Raw genomic sequence first — 17,985 nt, forward strand, 5'->3', positions numbered from 1 at the left:
GAGGGCGAGGCTGCAATGAGGTCCAAGGCGGCCAAGCCTTGACCAAAGCAGCGCGTCGACATCGGGGGCACAGTGTTTTTTCTTGAACCGGAAGTGCCGGGTTCCGCACCGGACCTGGTTTTCTCCGCGAGCGACCTCGTGATCGCTGCCAGCTGCGAGTATCAGCTGTTGCGCAAGCTCGATGAGAAGCTGGGCCGCTCCCCCAAAGCGGTATTCGACGCCGACGAAATGCTCCAGCACGCGGCCGTGCTGGGTGACCGCCACGAGCGAAAGGTCCTGGATGGTTTCATTGACGAGTTCGGCCACTGGGATCCTGCCGCCGGCCGCGGCGTGTACGACGTCGTCCCGGCCGGGGCCATGGACCGCGCCACGCTGCTGGCCAAGCACCATGAGTCCATCGAGGCCCTGCGCTCCGGCGCCGACGTCGTATTCCAGGCGGCTTTCTTCGACGGGCAATTCCATGGCCGCTCCGACTTCCTGGTCCGCCAGGCCGACGGCAGCTACGCCGTGTTCGATACCAAGCTTGCCCGCCATGCGAAGGTCACCGCGCTGCTCCAGCTTGCCGCCTATGGGGACCAGTTGCTGAAGGCCGGGATCACGCCGGACCCGGCAGTGACCCTGGTCCTCGGCGCCACGGTCCAGCTCCCGGGCGGTGGCTTCGACTACGTCCGCAGCCACCACAAGCTGGCGGAGATCCTGCCGGTCTTCCGCGAACGGCGGGACCGTTTCCTGGCGCTGACCGCTGCACATGTAGCGCAGCCCCACACCGTGCAGTGGGGTGCCCCCGGGCTCAGCGCGTGTGGCCGCTGCGACTACTGCCACGAGCAGGTTGTGGCCACCGATGATCTGCTGCTGGTGGCGCGGATGAATTCGGCACAGCGCAAAGCACTCCATGAACGGAAGGTTTTCACGGTCAAGGAGCTCGCGGAAGCACACCTTCCCGGCGCGAACGGCGCGCTGCTGCGCCTGCAGGACCAGGCCCGGATGCAGAGCGGGGTGGGCCCGTCCGACGGCGGCGTCCGGTACCTCAAGGAGGGAACGGAACACACCATCAGCTACCGGGTGGTCCCGGAAAACACGCTCTCGGAGTTGCCGCAGCCCAGCGCGGGAGACATCTTCTTCGACTTCGAGGGCGATCCGCTGTGGCAGGAAGGCGCCACCGGAGTCTGGGGACTGGAGTACCTGTTCGGCGTCATCGAAGCGCCGACCGGGCCAAGCGACCCCGGGGCATTCAGGCCGTTCTGGGCGCACAACCGCGAGGCGGAGAAACAAGCGTTCCTCGACTTTCTCGACTACGTGGAGAAGCGTCGGCGGGACCACCCGGACATGCACGTCTACCACTACGCCGCCTACGAGAAAACTGCCCTCCGGAAGCTCTCCGTGATGCACGTTGCCGGCGAAGACACCGTCGACAGGTGGCTGCGTGAGGGGCTCCTGGTGGACCTCTACCAGACCGTCCGGAACAGCATCCGCATCTCCGAGAATTCCTACAGCATCAAGAAACTTGAGCCGCTCTACATGGGGACGAACCTGCGCTCCGGGGACGTAAAAGACGCCGGCGCCTCGGTGGTTGCCTACTCCCACTACTGCGACGCACGCGACGACGGCCGGGCCGAGGAAGCCGCAACCATCCTCGCCGGGATCTCCGACTACAACGAATACGACTGCCTCTCCACACTGGAGCTGCGGAACTGGCTCCTGGGTTTGGCCCGGGATCGCGGCATCATGCCGGACGGCGACGGCGCACCTGGTGCAGCCTCGTCCCCGGCCGCCGGCACCAGCGCGGCCCCAGCGCCGGACACCACTGAGCTGCACCCGCTGGAAGTGGCACTGGCAGAACTGGCGGATCACGGCGTCGGGCTGTCCGAGGACGACCGGAAGGCGGTTTCGATGCTGGCGGCGGCGGTCAGCTATCACCGCAGGGAGCGCAAGGCGTTCTGGTGGGCGCACTTCGACCGCTGCGAGAACGGTCCCGACACGCATCACCAGCAGGACCGCAACGTCTTCCTCGTCGAGGATGCCGAAGTGCTTGAGGACTGGTGGAAGGACGGCGCCAAGCTGCCGGAGCGGCGGGTGAAACTGATCGGCACGGTCAGCCCGGGCTCGGACCTGCGGGAGGGCAGCACCTGGTTCCGGATGTATGAGCCGCCGCTTCCGGCCGGACTTGAAGGCACGGGGATCAACGGGACCGGGCGCAATGGCTGGTTCGGCACCGAGGTTCTGGAGTTGGGTCACGAGGACGGCAGGGACACCGTCATCATCCGGGACAAGCTCCGCAAGACCATCGAACCCTACAGCCAGGTCCCCGTCGCGCTGACCGAAGACCAGCCCATCCAGACCAAGAGCCTCGAGGACGCGCTGGCTGCCCTGGCCTCCACCGTCGCCGCGGCATTGCAGTCCAACCCGCCCGTTTTCCCGCGTCATCCGGCGCTGGATCTCGTCCGCCGGGTTGCGCCGAGGCTGGCCTCCGGTGCGCCGCTACCCGCGCCCGGCGAGGGCCCGGACCGGTTCGTCGACGCGATCACGGAGGCGGTCGGCGCTTTGGACCACTCCTATGTCGCGGTCCAGGGGCCGCCCGGGACCGGCAAGACCCATGTGGGCTCCCATGTCATCGCCCGGCTGGTGGCCCGGGGCTGGAAAGTCGGCGTCGTCGGCCAGTCCCATGCCGTGGTGGAAAACCTGCTCACGACAGCCGTGACCAAGGCCGGCGTCGATCCGCTCCGCGTGGCCAAAGACGTGAAGCACAGGGAACCGCTCCCCTGGGCGCAACGCTCGGCGTCGGATGTGGCGCGCCTGCTCGGTTCCCCGGGCGGGGCGCTCATCGGCGGGACAGCCTGGACCATGACGGGAGCCAACGTCCCGGCCGGGTCCCTGGACCTGCTGGTGATCGACGAGGCCGGCCAGTTCTCGCTGGCCAACACCCTGGCCGTGGCGCAAGCCAGCAGCCGGCTCCTGCTGCTCGGCGATCCGCAGCAGTTGCCGCAGGTCAGCCAGGGCTCCCACCCCGAACCCGTGGACGAATCGGCTCTGGGCTGGGTGTCCGCCAGCCATGCCACGCTGCCGCCGGAGCTGGGCTATTTCCTGGCCGACTCATGGCGGATGACCTCGGACCTGTGCCGGGCCGTCTCCGAACTCTCCTACGAGGGCAAGCTGCGTTCAGCCCCGGCCGCGGACCTCCGGCGGCTCGAGGGAGTCCCTGCCGGGATCTTGACCGTGCTGGTGGAGCACAGCGGCAACGTCACGTCCTCGCGCGAGGAAGCCGCCGAAGTCGTCCGGCAGGTGCGGCGTCATCTCGGCCTCAGCTGGCATACGGTGGACGGCACCCGGCCCCTGGACCTTGCGGACATCCTGGTGGTGGCTGCCTACAACGCCCAGGTCAACGTGATCCGCGAGGCTTTGGACGGGGCCGGCCTGTCCGGGGTTCGAGTGGGGACCGTGGACAAGTTCCAGGGCCAGGAGGCCGCCGTCGTGATGGTGTCCATGGCGTGTTCGGCGGTGGCGGAGGCCCCGCGCGGCATGGAATTCCTGCTCTCCCGCAACCGGATCAACGTTGCGGTGTCCCGCGGCCAGTGGCGCGCCGTCGTGATCCGCGCACCTGAACTGACCAACTACCTCCCCACCCACCCCGAAGGCCTGGAACAGCTGGGCGGGTTCATCGGGCTGTGCCAGCGGTCGGTCGCGACCAGCTAACACGGGACATGCCCATTCTTCGTGCTCGAGCCCACGGGACATGCTCATTGTTAAGCGCGAACAGTGGGCAGAATGGCATTCTGCCCACTGTTCCTGGCCACGACTGGACATGTCCAATGGTCAAGGTCGCCGTGACTGGACATGTCCAGTGGCGAGCGTGACCACCGCGGGACATGTCCAGTGGCGACCTTCGGTGCTGCTGCCTTAGTTCTGGTACGCCGGGTAGTCCGTGTAGCCCTTGGCGCCTTCGGTGTAGAAGGTGGACTGGTCCGGCTCGTTGACCGGGAGTCCCTCGCGCCAGCGGCGGACCAGGTCCGGGTTGGCGATGGCCGGTCGTCCGACGACCACGGCGTCGGCGTGGCCGTCCGCAACAATCGCGGTGGCTTCCTCGCGGGTGGTGATGACGCCGAAGCCCGTGTTCAGCAGGAAGGTTCCGCCGAAACGGGTGCGCAGATCCTGGACCAGTTCGCTCGTCGGCTCCTTGTGCAGGACGCTCAGGTAGGCGAGCTTGAGGGGCGCCAGGGCATCCACGAGGATCCCGTAGGTTTCCCGGACGTCTGCCGCGTCGAGCTCCAGGGCTCCCTGGACGTTGTGTTCGGGCGAGATGCGGATGCCCACGCGGTCGGCGCCAATGGCATCGACCACGGCCCGGGTCACTTCGATAACGAAGCGCGCACGGTTCTCCGGCGAGCCGCCGTAGATGTCGTCGCGCTGGTTGGCGGACGGGGCGAGGAATTCGTGCAGCAGGTAGCCGTTGGCTGAGTGCAGCTCAACGCCGTCGAACCCTGCACCGATCGCGTTGCGGGACGCGGTGACGAACTCCTGCACGATACCCGGCAGTTCGTCGGTGGTCAGGGCATGCGGAACGGGGAATGCCTGCTTGCCCTCGTAGGTGCGGGTCTCGCCGTCGATCGCGATGGCGCTGGGCGCAACCACCTGGTGACCGCCGGTGGTGTCTGCATGGGTAACCCGTCCGGCGTGCATGACCTGGGCGAAGATGCGGCCGCCCTCGGCGTGCACGGCGGAGGTGACCTTGGCCCAGCCCTCAAGCTGAGCTTCGGTCACCAGGCCGGGCTGGCCCGGGAACCCCCGGCCGGCCCGGCTGGGATACGTGCCCTCACTGACGATCAGGCCGAGCGAGGCCCGCTGGCGGTAATGCTCGACAACCAGCGGGCCGGGAACGCCTTCTTTGCCGGAGCGGACGCGGGTCAACGGCGCCATCACGAGTCGGTTGGGCAGTTCCAGCTCGCCGAGAGTCATCGGGGAAAACAGCATGCGCAGTTCCTTTCACCAGGGATTGGGTTCACTGGCGGCAACTGCGGGGCGTCTGCAACTATTCCTGATGAGACCCGGATCACTAGGGGTGGACGATGATCTTCACGGCGGTGTCGTTGTGGTTGATGAGCGTGTCGAAGCCCTTGTCCACGAGGTCGTCCAAGGCGATTCTTCCGGTGATGAAAGGCTTCAGGTCGACTTTCCCTTCCTGGACGAGCTTGATCGCGGCCGGGTGATCGCCGCAATAGGCAATGGTGCCGCGGAGGTCGATTTCCTTCAGGACGACCTTTTGCATGTCCACGGTGGCAGGACGTCCCCAGATCGACACGTTGACCACAACGCCCGCGGGCTTCACGACGTCGAGCATGGTGTCCAGCACGGCGTTCACTCCCGCACATTCAAACGCTGCATCTGCCCCCAGGCCTCCGGTCAGTTCCAGCACCCGGGCCTTGACGTCGTCGGAGCTTGGGTCCAACACATGATCCGCGACCCCCGAGGAAACCGCTTTCTCCTTCCGGGCCGTCGACAGCTCGGTGATGATTGTGGTGACGCCAAGGCCCTTCAGGACCGCCGCGGTCAGCAGACCAATGGGGCCCGCACCGCCGACGACGGCGACGTCCCCGGCCTTGACGTCGCTCCGGCCGACGGCGTGGTACGCCACGGCGAGCGGTTCGATGAGTGCGGCTTCGTCCAGCGGGATGTCCCCGACAGGGTGGACCCACCGCGTGTCGACGACGACCTTCTCACTCAGGCCCCCGCCGCCGCCCGCCAGGCCGATGAAGCCGAGCTTGGTGCACAGGTTGTAGTGGCCGCTGAGGCACGGGCCGCATTCGTTGCAGACGATATATGGCTCCACCACCACGCTGTCTCCGACGGCGAGTCCGGTCACACCCTCCCCGAGTTCCTCGACGGTGCCGGAAAATTCGTGCCCCAGGGTGACCGGGGCTTCCTCGTGGGAAATCGGATGGGGGTGGCCGGGCGGCGGGGTGAAGATTGGCCCTTCCAGGAATTCGTGGAGGTCGGTCCCGCAGATCCCGCACCAGGCGACGGCGATCTTCACTGCTCCGGGGCGCAGCTCCGGCTCCGGAATGTCTTCGATCCGGAGGACTTCGCGGGCATGGAATCGTGCTGCTTTCATGGTGTTTTCCTTCGTATTGCGGGCCGTGGATGCGCCCGGTCAGGCGCATCCACGGCCCGTCGTTGGATTATCACAACGGAGGCCGTCACCCCAGTGTGGTTCCCGGGGCTGTGATTGTCACGGCCCGTCCGGGTCAGCGCGTGTGGTGCGTGGGCTGGCGCTCGAAGACCGGCGTCGGCAGCCCTTCCATCCTGGCCTTGAGCTGCAGCGCCAGATAGTTGGAGTAGTGGCGGCTTTGGTGCAGATTGCCGCCGTGGATCCAGAGGTTGTCCACGTTGGTGGGCTTCCACATATTGCGCAGTTCGCCCTCCCACGGCCCCGGGTCTTTGGGCGTATCTGAACCAAATCCCCAGCACTTGCCGACGGCGTCGGCCACCTCGGGTGAGACCAGATCGGCCAGCCAGCCGTTCATGGATCCGTAGCCGGTGGCGTAGATGATGGCGTCCGCCTCCAGCTCCGCTCCGTTGGCCATCACGACGGCGTTCCCGGTGATCTTGCCGACCTCGCCGTTGGCCAGCTTGACCCGGCCGTCGATGATCAGCTGAGAGGCGCCGACGTCGATGTAGTAGCCGGAGCCGCGCCGCAGGTACTTGAGGAACAGGCCGGAGCCGTCGACGCCGAAGTCCAGGTCAAAGCCGGCGGCCTCGAGTTGGGAGTAGAACTCGGCGTCGCGTTCGGCCATCTCCGCGTAGACCGGGATCTGGGCTTCGGGGAGGATCCGGTAGGGCAGCGAGGCAAAGAGCAGGTCGGCCTTTTCCGTGGTGACCCCGTTGGCGAGTGCCTTCTCCGAGTACAGGCCTCCGAGGGCGAGGTCCATGAGGGATTCGCTCCGGGCGATGTGCGTGGAGGACCGCTGGACCATGGTGACGTCCGCGCCGTGTTCCCAGAGGTCCGCGCAGATGTCGTGGGCCGAGTTGTTGGAGCCGATGACCACGGCCTTCTTTCCGGTCCAGTCTCCGCCGCCCGGGTGCTTGGACGAGTGGTACTGCTCCCCCAGGAAGGATTCGGCGCCGTCGAACGTGGGGACGCTGGGGTAGCCCGAGACACCCAGGGCGAACACCAGCTGCTGGGGGCGCAGGGTGACCGGTTCGCCGTCGCGCGTTACCTCCACGATCCATTCCTGCGAGGATTCGTCGAAGCGGGCGCTGGTGCATTCGGTTTTGGACCAGTAGTTCAGCTCCATGATCCGGGTGTAGTTTTCCAGCCAGTCGCCGATCTTGTCCTTGGCCGCGAAAACCGGCCAGTCGTCGGGGAACTTGATGTAGGGCAGGTGGTCGTACCAGACCGGGTCGTGGAGGTGGAGGGACTTGTAGCGGTTCCGCCAGGAGTCGCCCGCGCGTTCGTTCTTCTCGATGATGATGGTGGGCACGCCGAGCCGGCGCAGCCGTGCCCCCAGTCCGATCCCGCCCTGGCCGCCGCCGATGATGACGGTGTAGGGCTGGTCTTCGTAGCCGAGCCGGGCTTCCTGTTCTTCCTTCAGTTCCAGCCAGGATTTGCGTCCCTTGGTGATCTCGTGGGCAACGCCTTTCTCCCGGTTGGTCCCCTTCTTCTCCTCGAAGCCCTTGAGCTCCTGCATGGTGGTGAGCAGGGTCCAGCACTTGCCGTTCCGGAGGCGCAGATGGGCGTAACCCCGGGCCTGGGCGGTCTCGAAATTGACCCACGCCTCGGCGTTGGCAGCGTCCCCGGTGGCGTCCTCGGCCAGGGTCCAGTTGCTGGGCCGCACGTCGTCGAGAGTTGCCTCGAGCATGCGCCGGATGTCCTCTTTGCCTTCCAGGGTCTTGAGGTTCCAGGTGAAGGAGACGAAATCGCGCCAGTACGAATCGTCGTCGAACAGTTCAAGCACGTCGTCCGTCTTGTGGCTGCGCAGCGCCTCATCGAACTGCGCCAGCCACGCCTCGACCACGCCGTTTGGAGTCTCAGGCATGTTTCCTCTTTCCGTTGCTTACTGTGGGCCGTTCCCGTTGCATGGCGTCCAGTCCACGCAGTGACCCGCATCACAAGTAAAGTTCGCCGGGGGTTACAATCGGGTTACACAGAGCTCTCAAGCTCCTGGCCCGCGCGTTAGCTGGTCAGGGGTTGGCGGTAGCTGGACGAGTGCGACGATTCGAGGGCGAGTTGGGAACATGAGCATGCGGCCGGGCAGTCGCTCCATCACGCAGCTCTCGGACCTGAGGTTTTCCGCTCCGGCGGAGTACGCGCGCGCCCTCCGGAAGGCACACGAGGCCACGGTTTCCGGCACTCCCAGTCCGCATTTGTCGCCGTCCCTCGTCAAGTCCTGGCAACGCTCCCTCGCAATGGGCATCAATCCGGACCAGCACCGGCCGGTCCACCGGCATGAAGTCTCCGAGGCGCGCTCGCTCAGTGCCGGCCACCGGCTGGCCGCGGTGATGCCTGCGCTGTCACAACTACTGGCCGATGAGACCGCGACCGGGCGCCACCTGTTGATCGTGACCGATCATGAGGGCGAAGTGCTGTGGCGCGTTGGCAGCAAACAGGCGTTGAAGCTTGCCGACTCCCTGGAGTTCGTGGAGGGGGCCGACTGGTCCGAAGCCGGGGTTGGGACCAACGCCATCAGCGAAGCCCTGGTGACAGGTGCTCCGGCGCAGCTCTTCTCGGCCGAACACCTCGTGCGGACGCATCACGACTGGGCGTGCACGGCGTCTCCGATTCGCGACCCTCTGACGGGGGAAGTCCTCGGCGTCCTGGACGTGTCCGGGTCGTTCGAATCCGTCACGCCGGACAGCCTTCGCCTGGTGCGCTGTGGCGTACGGCTGGCCGAGGAGCTGCTGAAATCTGCTGCCCCACCCGTAGGCTCCGAGCACCGGACCCGGAATGCCTCCGGGATCGATTCTTCGGGACGGGCCGACGCCGGGGTCCAGTCAGAGCTGATGCTGCGGCTGCTGGGAGACGCGCCAACTGCAGCGCTCGACGGCGGCACGCGTCGCCCGCTGACGCTGCGCCGGGCCGAGATCCTGGCGCTGCTGGCCTCCCGCACCCAAGGCTGGAGCGCCGACGAGCTGGCCTACGAGATCCACGGCGACGCGGGCACCGCGTCGGCAATCAGGACCGAGATGCACCGGATCCGCAGCCTCCTGGGCAGCATGGTGGAAGCGAACCCCTACCGCTTCTCGTCCACGGTCAGGGTGGTTACGGACGCCTCGGTGGTGGCCGGCCATTTGCGGGATGGCCGGGTTGCCGAGGCATTTGCTGCCTATCCGGCCAAGTTCCTCAACCGATCGAACAACCTCGCCATCGGCTTCATGCGCGACGAGCTCAATGAAGCCGTCGGCGCCTCCGTGCGGGCCAGCGGTGATCCCCGGTTAATGCTGCAGTGGTGCACAAGCGATATGGGCTCCTCAGACACGGCCGCTGCGGCCCTTGCTGGCACACTGATGGGCCCGCTTGACCCACGCGGCCAGCTGGTGACCGCCCGGATGGAACGGGTCGAGCGGGAACTGCGGGCGTAGGTTCGGACTGTCGCGTCGCGGTCCTTTGGTCCCGGTCCTTTGTCCCGAAGCCGGGCCCGACCCTACGGAGCAGGAGGAACGACGCCGGGGCACCCCTGGCCTTGCGGGTTCCGGAGGCAGTCGTCCGCGTAGTTCCGGGTGATGGAGCGCCAGACGCTCACAGTCTGCGGCGGCGAACTGAATTGCCCCTGGCCCGGGATGGGCAACGGCGGCCCGCCGTTGACTGAGTACGTGCCTTGGAAATGGGTTGTCAGCACCACCGGGAAATCGCCGGTCTGGGTGTACACGTGGCTGGTGGCGGTCTTTTCGCCCCAGCGGTCCTGCGGGAGGGACCCTCCGGCCGCAGTCTGCGGCCCCAGCGAGGTCCCGTCGCCGTAGCTCCAGGTGTATTGGACGGGCTTGGCGATGACGTGCACTTTCTGGCCCAGTATCGTGATGTCGAACTGCTGCTCACCCGCGTCTGCGAAGAAATTTGTCTCGGCTCCCCGGAGCGTGTGCGGACTAGGTTGGGCCGTGACTGAGCCTGGAGAGACGGGCAGTTTCTGGAACTCCGTTTGGATCATGGCTGCGATCCTAGGCAGCAAGTCCTCTGGTCTCGGGTCAAAGAGACACGTGGGTCCGGAGTGAAAGGTCCAGGTTGGATTAGGCACGCCAGCCGGGGCTTTCAGCCACACGACGGGAATTCCATCCTTTCCGTCAGGACCGTTCTTACAATCCACGAGGACGGCGAGGCACTCCGTGTCGAAGTCGCCACCGCCCAAGTGGCATTGGAGTTCGTACTTGTACTGGAACGGATCGGACGCTACGGTTCCGGGCCCGGCCCAAACGAACCGACCCGTGCCTGCATCGATCGTCCACCCACCGACATCAATAGTGTCCTCGCCCCAGTCCCCCGTTGTTGGAGGCTCGTCGCTGCCGGCAAGCGCCGGGAACGGTTGTCCTGCCAGAGCCAGTGATAGCGCCGTGGCCCAAATTGCCCTATTCCACCACCATGACTTCATTTGGCTAGCCAACTATTGGCTGAATATTGTTCACGTACCAAGCACCATCGCGGAAGACTGCGAGCATGAGATTGCCGGTGTCATCGGGCTTTGGGTCGGCTTGATGCAATGATCCATCCGCGTTGTAGTAAGAGATGCCGCCTTGCGAAACTTGGATAGCGACCTGATAGTTCCCATCGGGCGCCACGACGAATGTCGTGCTTACTGATGGCGTTTCAGTCTTGCCGCCAACAATCCAGCGCCCAGACTCATGCCAGCCCGTCATAACTGTCTTTGCCCGATCGCATGCCCGCAAGCGGGACTTGTGATTTCCACAATCCGCGACACATCGCCAGTCTCATAGCCGTAGCTGAGCAATTGAAACCAGTACCGCGCAAACGCCTCCAGCCCTTCCTTCGTCTCCGCTTTCGCAGCGTCCGGCAGCACCGGAACCGGCACGTTCTGGGCTCTCCCCGAGGCATCGGCCGGTTTGTAGCTGGCCGTCGGCGTGGGGCTGGGAGTAGGCGTCAGCGACGCCGTCGGACTCGAAGACTCGGGGGCGGCCGTTGCCCCTGGCGTTGTTCCGCCACTGGTGCAGGCTGTGACCGGCAACAGGGTAAGCACAACCAAAACGGCGCAAACACCTCTGCGGCGGACGAAGAATGAAGTGCGGGATGTCATGGTCAGCTATTCCCCCCGATAGAAATCAAGCCCCCTGTTGCCAAACGATGACTTAAGGGTAACCGACATCACATTTTGGACATTCAAGTTATCCACAGGCGGTCGCTTCACCACCAGGGCTACCGGCACGGGGCGAACAGCAACACGCTATGGAAGAGGTCCGACAATATGCCGCCGCGCAACCGCTCCCCGCAAATGCACCGGTCCCTGCCGACTCACACCGACTTTCCCGCGTTAGCCTCTGGCGTTTTTCTACAGAGGCCAGAACAATGAACCCATGATGTTCGAACATGCAGACGAAAACCCCATCCTCGTCCTTGACGACGATCAGAGCTGGAAGCTGATTGAGGGCACCAAGCACGGCAGGCTCGTGGTCATCGTGGGCGGCGAACCCGATATCTTTCCGGTGAACTATGCCGTGAGCGGCAGGAAGCTCTATCTCCGGACTGCCCCCGGCAACAAACTCGCTGAAGTGACCATCAATTCCAAAGTGCTATTCGAAACGGATGGCATTCTCTCCGATGAGGCCTGGTCGATTGTTCTTCGCGGCACGGCCCGGGTGTTGGACCAGTCTGCCGATATCGCAGCGGCAGAGGCCTTGGGGCTGAAACCGTGGGTACCCACCCTGAAGGACTTCTACGTCGAGATCGAGCCGACCTCGGTCAGCGGTCGGCATTTCCAGTTCGGCGAGCACCCGGAGCGGGAGATCTAGCAGCCGCTCGACGCCGGTGGCGCCGGCCGGGCACCGCCGCGCCCTACGTGGCCGCCTAGACTTTAACCATGGCGGACAAGCTGACCCCGGAGCGGCGCAGCTGGAACATGTCCCGCATCCGCGGGAAGAACACCAAGCCTGAACTGCTGGTCCGGAAATTGCTCCATGCCAAGGGCTACCGCTACCGGCTGCACGGCACCGCCCGCGGAGGCCGACTGCCTGGCAACCCCGACCTGGTCTTCGCCAGCCGCCACAAAGTCATCTTCGTCAACGGCTGCTTCTGGCACTTCCATGACTGCCGGGTCGGGCAGCACGCACCCAAGGCCAACGCGGAGTTCTGGGAAACCAAACGCACCCGGACGAGGAACCGCGACGCCGAACAGCGCCATCAGCTTGAACGTTCCGGCTGGGACGTCCTCACCGTCTGGGAGTGCGAGCTCAAGGACCTTTCGGCGCTGGAAAAGCAACTGGACGACTTTCTACGACCCGGCAAACCGCGACCCGGCAAACCCCGGCCCAGCAAACCCCGACCCAGCCACGCCAGCGAACGCGCCGGGCTAGGCCCGGTGGTGCTCGATCAGCCAGCCGGCCATTTGCCGGGCCCGGCCGGCCGCGGCGAGGTCGCCCTCGGCGGCTGAAACGATCGAACCCTTCATCAGAATGTGCCAGGAACGCGAAAAGCCGGCTGGATCGCGAAGGCCGGCTTCCTCGGCAAGCTGCTGGACGTGGCCGCGGATCTTCGCAAGGTAGTCGATGCTTGCCCTGCCCAGCGGGTGATCGGATCCCATCTCAAGCAGGACGTTGACGAACGAACACGCTTCGAAGTCCGCGCGTGCAAACCAGTCCGCGAAGACGTCAAAGATGGCCAGCAGCTGCTCTTCGGGGCTTGTGCCCTGGCGCCGTGCTTCGGAGACAACCTTGTCCACGGTCCATAGCTGGTCCCTGCGCGCCAGGAAGGCGAGCACCAGCTCATCCTTGGAAGCGAAATGACGGTAGAAGCTCGCCTTGGCCACGCCGGAGCGGTTGATCAGTTCATTGACGCCGACTCCGCGGACACCGCGGGTGGAGAGCAGCTCGTAGGCAGCCGCAAGAATGCGCTCCCGCACGCCGGGCGCCACAGATCCGGCACCGGAGCCGCCGGGCGGTCCGGAACCCGAATGACCGGAATTCATTGAAAGTGACATCAAGAAAATATCCTAGCGCCACGCGAGACAGACTGGTCTGTCTCGGGTAATATCCGAATCTGGGGACAAGGACTCTACCGGGTCCGCACTTACTCGTACTACTACGCCAGGGGAGAGCGCCAGATGCCGAACTTGCTGATGTCCACCACGTCGCTGAAAACCACAACCCGGCAATCGAAGTCTTCCCGCGATTCCCGTCCGCAGGAGTACCGGCGGACCCCCGAGGTCGATTCCGATCTTGGCCCCTTGCGCCTGCAGGTATCCGCAATCCTTGATGCGATTCTCTCCGACACCAAGCCCGAAGAGGCGGAGGTGCGCGAAAAGCTTCGCTGGCATGTCGCCAACAACCCCGGCCAGCCAGAGAAAGCGCTCTTGAGCCATCTCTTGTCGGTGTCCGTAGAACAGGAAGCCGGCTAGCGGAAATTCCCGGGGAGTACGTCAGCGGCTGATGGTCGCCTGACGCACCACTTCGCCCCATGACTGCTGCGCGAGGTCCGCTACGGAGGCCAGGATTTCCGACGGCGGCCGCGACAGGTCCAGGGGGAACTCGACCACGTCGATATCCGTGTTGAGGATCCGGCGCAGTTTGATCTCCCCTGCCCCCGGATACACCAGCCAGGCCGTCGGGACCCGCAATGACGTGCAATACGCCAGCATCCGGTAGTGATCCCCCGACAGGGACGCCCCGGCGTCGGCCGCGGCCTGGTACTTGGCGTCGTAGACCATCACGGGCCGCCCGCCCAGCAGATGGACGGCGCCGGGCTGCACCACGATCCGGTCCGAGTCGCGGACGGCCTCATTGAGCAGGGCGTTGTACCGCAGCCGCATCTCCCCCGGGTATGCCGCCATGGCCTCGCGGAGCGCAGTCCCGACGAAGTCCTCGAACACCACGGACATGTCCACCACAAACGACGCCGACTGCTGCGTGCCGTCGCCAGCCTCCGCCGAGGAATGGCGCAGGATCACCTCGGCGAGCCGCAGGGCGGCCTGGTAGCGGGTGTTCATCCGGCTGGCCCGCCACACCGGCAGGGGCGCGCCGGACTGCAGCCGGGTCACGGCCGCGAGCTTGCCCTTAAGCTGGCGGAGCCGGCTCAGCACCTCTGGCCGCACCCCCGGAACCTGGGACATCCGTTCCAGGGCCGCCCGCAGGATCCGGTTCTCCGCAATGTCCTCGGTGAACTCGTCATAGGAAACCTCTAGGGGAACCAGCATGCCGGGCCGCCGCGAGATCTGGTCAGAAATTCGGATCCGGCCCTTGACCGTCCGGAGCGATTCGTCGACATTCAGGTAGCCCTGCAGCACACCACGGCTGAGCGCCCGGTCCGAGAGTTGGGCCAGCGACTCGGCCAGCGCACTCCACAGATCCGCTTCCTCGACCGCGGCGACGGAATCCTCCCGGAAGCCCTGGTCCCCGGCGTAGCCCAGCAGGAACAGGAGCCGGGCCAGGCCGAGCCGTTCCTTCGGCCGGACTTCGAGCTGCACCGTCGGGGTGCGCACCGCGCCGACCTTCCCGACCGGCTCGATCCGGTACAAGCCCATGCCCAGCGGCGAGGCATTGGCCAGGCCGCTGCCGTTGACGTAGGCCGCGCTGGCAGGGTCGAGCCGTTCGACGGTGCCACCGGAAAGCTCGTCCAGGACCACGTGGTGGACCGGCTGCGAACCCGGCGCCCCGTGCTGGCCGGCCGGCCTCGGCTGGCTAGAGGCGCGCAAGGCGGTCGAGCAGTTGGTCCAGTCCGAACCGCTCCTGAAGCTGCGCGCGGTTCAACTGGCCGTGGTAGTGCTCCTCCAGCAGCGGCATGAGCTCGTACTTCCAGATCCGGCGCAGGCCCTTGGGCGTCTGCGCGGACGGCTTCATGAAGTAGGACGGGCCGATCATCAGGTCCCGGTCCCACTCATCGATGGCATCGTTGAGCGCGTCCATCAGCAGCGCCGGCGTCGTATCCAGATCCCGGGCCTGCAGGAACCGCAGCAGCGAACCCTTCACCGGTTCGGTCTTGGGGTGGAGTTCGATGAAGGAGAAGCGGCGGCGAATGGCCGCGTCCATCATCGCAATGGAGCGGTCCGCGGTGTTCATGGTGCCGATGATGTAGAGGTTGTCCGGCAGCGTGAAGGGCTCGTTGGGGCTGTACTGGAGGTAGATCCGGTCGTCGCGGTATTCGAGCAGGAAGTACAGCTCACCGAACACCTTCGCCAGGTTCGCCCGGTTCATCTCATCGATGATCAGGAAGTACGGCTTGCTCTCGTTCCCGGGCTTGGCGGCCTCTTCGGCGATGCGGCGCAGCGGCCCCGCGACGAGCTTGAAAGACACCTGGCCTCCCTCGGTCTTGTCCGGACGGAAACCCTCGAAGAAGTCCTCATAGGCGTAGGAGGGGTGGAACTGCACCAGCTTGACGCGTTCGTCGGTGGTGTCGCCGGCGAGCTGGGCGGCGAGGTGCTTGGCCAGGTACGTTTTGCCGGTGCCGGGCGGGCCGTACAGCACCAGCTGGCGGTTCTCCTCCAAGAGTTCGGCGATCTCCTGCAGCGGCTCCAGGTCCATGTGCAGCGACGCGGCAAACTCCTCCGTCAGCGGGCGGAATCCTTCACAGGCAGGTTCGACGACGGCGGCCGGCTCGGTGCCGTCGCCGGGCTCGGCTTCCGCTTCGGCGGGCAGCAGCGATTCCAGTGCCTGGATGACGCGGGTGACGTCCACAACGATGCCGGAGGTGGCCAGCTGCCGCTGCACGTGGCGGGGCAGCTCGGTCATTGTGTGCGCCTCGTCGAACCAGCGGACCTTCCGGCGGAGCCGGCGGTTGTCCTCGCGGTGCTCAGGCTCGCCGAGGACCACCCCCACCCGGACGGTGCCGGCGCTCTGGTACAGGGTCAGGTCGCCGGGCTTCATGACGGTCAGGAAGGCGAAGACAGCGGTTTTGGTGTCCTCGCGTTCCACGTAACCGAGGTGTTTGTAGTCCTCATCGACGGCGTGCTGGACCAGCCCGGCGGTGACGCCCGGGTCCAGCAGGCGGAGGTGCTCGACGTCGAGCGTCACCGATTCCTCGGCCTCCCAGGTGCCGAGCAGCTCGGCGTTCTCGTGGTGGGTGCGCAGCAGCCAGGCGCGCCGGCCGGGGTCCCCGACCTTCCGCCACTGGCTCACCAGTTGCCGGGAGTACCAGTCGATCCGCTGGCCGGCCTGTTCGTCGAGGTGCAGCCGGATGCGGTGGATGTCCGCGGAGATTTCCTCGTCGCTGTCACCCTTGGCGCCGCCCACGAGGGAGGCGAAGGCGTCGCGGATCTCCTGGCGTTCGACGTCGGCCACGACGGGTTCGAAGTAGCTGGGCCAGACCAGGAACTCGATGCTGCGGCGGATGGCCGGCTGGTCATCGGGCGTGCCTGCCACCAGCAGGTGGAAGGCCAGCGGATCCTTGACGGCGGCCGCGACTTCCCCCGACGGACGCCGGGCGACGTGCTGCACGAAGCGGCAGAGCCATTTCAGGTGATCCCAGATGGTCCAGTTGAATTCGGCGGTGCGGTCCCGGATGACGCCGTGGTCCGTCATGCCCGCGTACAGCTCGTCCGGCAGTGCCAGGGGAGGCTCCAGCCAGGTTGCAGCTTCGGCCACCCGTGCGCGCTTGACCTTGAGGGACTTCACCTCGTGGGCCAACGGCAGGGACTGCAGGAAGAGCAGCTCGACGGCCAGTTGCTTGGCACCCCGGGAGGCACCCGCCAGGTTCTGACGCAGGTTGGTCATCATGGGCGCCTTGGGATCCGGTACCCCGCGGTCGAGGCGATCGAGAAGCTCCGCGGCGGCCGGCACCGACCAGGTTTTGGTGCGGCCGTCCAAGGCTGACGCTTTGCCCAGCAGCCCTGGCCCCAGGACAAACCAGGCCGCGTCCTCAATCTCCTTGGAGATGCCGAGGGCGCGGTGCATGGCAGGCTTTTTGGATGGGGTCATGCCATCAATTTACAGGCTTAAGCTGAACGCCCGCATCATGGCGGCGACCCGAATCTACTGACCGGTAGCTCCGCGGGGTGCCGGAAACGGCTGCTACTTGGCTGCCGGGCGCTTGACGCCGAAGGTGAAATAGCTGCCCGGGCCGACGAAGTTCACCAAGGTTGCCAGCCGCCACAGCGTCTTGCTGCCGCGGATCTGCTCAGCCGGGCGGCGTGAGATGTCCCGCTGGGCGGCGACCAGCAACGAGAGCTGAACGACGGCGGCAGTGATGGTTCCGAACTTCGCCATCGGCGAGAGTTCCTTCCAGGACTTCTTCCGGGCGTTCCTCTTGCGCTTGTTCGCCATCATCTGTCCTCGTTTGTTCACCATGATCTGGGCTCCTTGGCTTCCGGGCTGACTGCCCGCGGGGTGTTTATTCTAGGGATCATCCGTGGTCCGAGGTAGAGGCTATGGGACTGGTTTGGCGGGTTCAGCGGGAACCGGAGTGAAGCGGTCGAGCTTCTCCTTCTGTTCAGGCGTCAGCCGCAGCACCCGCCCGGTGGCCTCGTCCACAAAGGCCAGGTGGCTTGTGGCGCGGACGCAGTCCTCCCGGGTCACGGGGTCCTGGACGAGGTAGTGGATGTCAAAACTGGCACCCTTGATCGCGCCGACCCACAGCTGCACGACAGCCGGCACGTTGCGGTATTCGAGGGTCCGGACGTAGCGGATCTTGTGCTCGACGATCAGCGCCAGGGTCCCCTCCGGGATGTCGTTGAAGAGGGACACCGGGGGCTCGATGCCGGGCAGCCCCGGTCCGCGCGGCGGCCCGAAGGCCGCGATGCGGGCTTCCTCCAGGATCCGGACAATTTGCACATTGTTGATGTGGCCGTAGGCGTCCATGTCGCCCCAGCGCATCGGGATCTGCACCTCGATGCGCCGGGCCTGAGCAGA

At 65.7% G+C, this 17,985-nt stretch carries 13 protein-coding genes and 2 pseudogenes; 5 read left to right on the plus strand and 10 right to left on the minus strand.

Annotated features, from left to right (window positions below; all coding sequences use genetic code 11):
- Nucleotides 1-72: 72 nt before the first annotated feature.
- Nucleotides 73-3,690 carry a TM0106 family RecB-like putative nuclease gene (locus GXK59_RS13465; protein ID WP_160667499.1) on the plus strand — a complete coding sequence of 1,206 codons (3,618 nt, stop codon included), beginning with the start codon at nucleotides 73-75 and terminating at the stop codon, nucleotides 3,688-3,690.
- Nucleotides 3,691-3,894: 204 nt separating this feature from the next.
- On the opposite strand, the gene GXK59_RS13470 is transcribed toward GXK59_RS13465, so the two are convergent.
- From GXK59_RS13470 to GXK59_RS13480, 3 genes are all read right to left on the minus strand, one after another.
- Nucleotides 3,895-4,965, minus strand: coding sequence for an alkene reductase (locus GXK59_RS13470; RefSeq protein WP_160667501.1), 1,071 nt, complete (start codon nucleotides 4,963-4,965; stop codon nucleotides 3,895-3,897).
- A gap of 82 nt (nucleotides 4,966-5,047) precedes the next feature.
- Complete coding sequence (locus GXK59_RS13475; protein WP_160667503.1) at nucleotides 5,048-6,103, minus strand: 2,3-butanediol dehydrogenase; 1,056 nt, start codon at nucleotides 6,101-6,103, stop codon at nucleotides 5,048-5,050.
- A 133-nt stretch (nucleotides 6,104-6,236) separates the two neighbouring features.
- A complete protein-coding gene (locus tag GXK59_RS13480) occupies nucleotides 6,237-8,027 on the minus strand; it encodes an NAD(P)/FAD-dependent oxidoreductase (RefSeq protein WP_160667505.1) in 1,791 nt (596 codons plus the stop codon).
- Between the two features lie 205 nt (nucleotides 8,028-8,232).
- Here GXK59_RS13480 and GXK59_RS13485 point away from each other — a divergent pair, with 205 nt between their 5' ends.
- Complete coding sequence (locus GXK59_RS13485) at nucleotides 8,233-9,570, plus strand: GAF domain-containing protein (RefSeq protein ID WP_160667507.1); 1,338 nt, start codon at nucleotides 8,233-8,235, stop codon at nucleotides 9,568-9,570.
- A 62-nt stretch (nucleotides 9,571-9,632) separates the two neighbouring features.
- Here the strand turns inward: GXK59_RS13485 and GXK59_RS13490 are convergent, their stop codons facing one another.
- Nucleotides 9,633-10,133: a PKD domain-containing protein gene (locus GXK59_RS13490; RefSeq protein ID WP_160667509.1), complete on the minus strand. Its 501-nt coding sequence runs from the start codon at nucleotides 10,131-10,133 to the stop codon at nucleotides 9,633-9,635.
- A gap of 442 nt (nucleotides 10,134-10,575) precedes the next feature.
- A pseudogene (locus GXK59_RS21045) lies at nucleotides 10,576-11,231 on the minus strand (DUF6318 family protein).
- 277 nt (nucleotides 11,232-11,508) lie between these two features.
- On the opposite strand from GXK59_RS21045, the gene GXK59_RS13500 reads away from it, so the two are divergent.
- Nucleotides 11,509-11,943 carry a pyridoxamine 5'-phosphate oxidase family protein gene (locus GXK59_RS13500; protein WP_160667512.1) on the plus strand — a complete coding sequence of 145 codons (435 nt, stop codon included), beginning with the start codon at nucleotides 11,509-11,511 and terminating at the stop codon, nucleotides 11,941-11,943.
- A gap of 68 nt (nucleotides 11,944-12,011) precedes the next feature.
- A pseudogene (locus GXK59_RS13505) lies at nucleotides 12,012-12,425 on the plus strand (very short patch repair endonuclease); the annotation flags it as partial.
- Between the two features lie 75 nt (nucleotides 12,426-12,500).
- On the opposite strand, the gene GXK59_RS13510 reads toward GXK59_RS13505, so the two are convergent.
- A complete protein-coding gene (locus GXK59_RS13510) occupies nucleotides 12,501-13,127 on the minus strand; it encodes a TetR/AcrR family transcriptional regulator (protein WP_443094316.1) in 627 nt (208 codons plus the stop codon).
- A gap of 123 nt (nucleotides 13,128-13,250) precedes the next feature.
- Between GXK59_RS13510 and GXK59_RS13515 the strand changes: the two genes are divergently transcribed.
- A complete protein-coding gene (locus GXK59_RS13515; protein WP_160667516.1) occupies nucleotides 13,251-13,544 on the plus strand; it encodes a hypothetical protein in 294 nt (97 codons plus the stop codon).
- A gap of 21 nt (nucleotides 13,545-13,565) precedes the next feature.
- Here the strand turns inward: GXK59_RS13515 and GXK59_RS13520 are convergent, their stop codons facing one another.
- The 4 genes from GXK59_RS13520 to GXK59_RS13535 form a co-directional block, all read right to left on the minus strand.
- On the minus strand, nucleotides 13,566-14,837 hold the full coding sequence (locus GXK59_RS13520) for a 5-methylcytosine restriction system specificity protein McrC (RefSeq protein WP_443094287.1): 1,272 nt from the start codon (nucleotides 14,835-14,837) through the stop codon (nucleotides 13,566-13,568).
- On the minus strand, nucleotides 14,824-17,055 hold the full coding sequence (locus GXK59_RS13525; protein ID WP_160667518.1) for an McrB family protein: 2,232 nt from the start codon (nucleotides 17,053-17,055) through the stop codon (nucleotides 14,824-14,826). The genes GXK59_RS13520 and GXK59_RS13525 overlap by 14 nt, the downstream gene beginning before the upstream one ends.
- 93 nt (nucleotides 17,056-17,148) lie before the next feature.
- Nucleotides 17,149-17,424, minus strand: coding sequence for a hypothetical protein (locus GXK59_RS13530; RefSeq protein WP_237393896.1), 276 nt, complete (start codon nucleotides 17,422-17,424; stop codon nucleotides 17,149-17,151).
- Between the two features lie 78 nt (nucleotides 17,425-17,502).
- On the minus strand, nucleotides 17,503-17,949 hold the full coding sequence (locus GXK59_RS13535) for an acyl-CoA thioesterase (protein ID WP_160669171.1): 447 nt from the start codon (nucleotides 17,947-17,949) through the stop codon (nucleotides 17,503-17,505).
- Between the last annotated feature and the right edge of the window lie 36 nt (nucleotides 17,950-17,985).

This window comes from Pseudarthrobacter sp. ATCC 49987 (genome assembly GCF_009928425.1).
GTDB lineage: Bacteria > Actinomycetota > Actinomycetes > Actinomycetales > Micrococcaceae > Arthrobacter.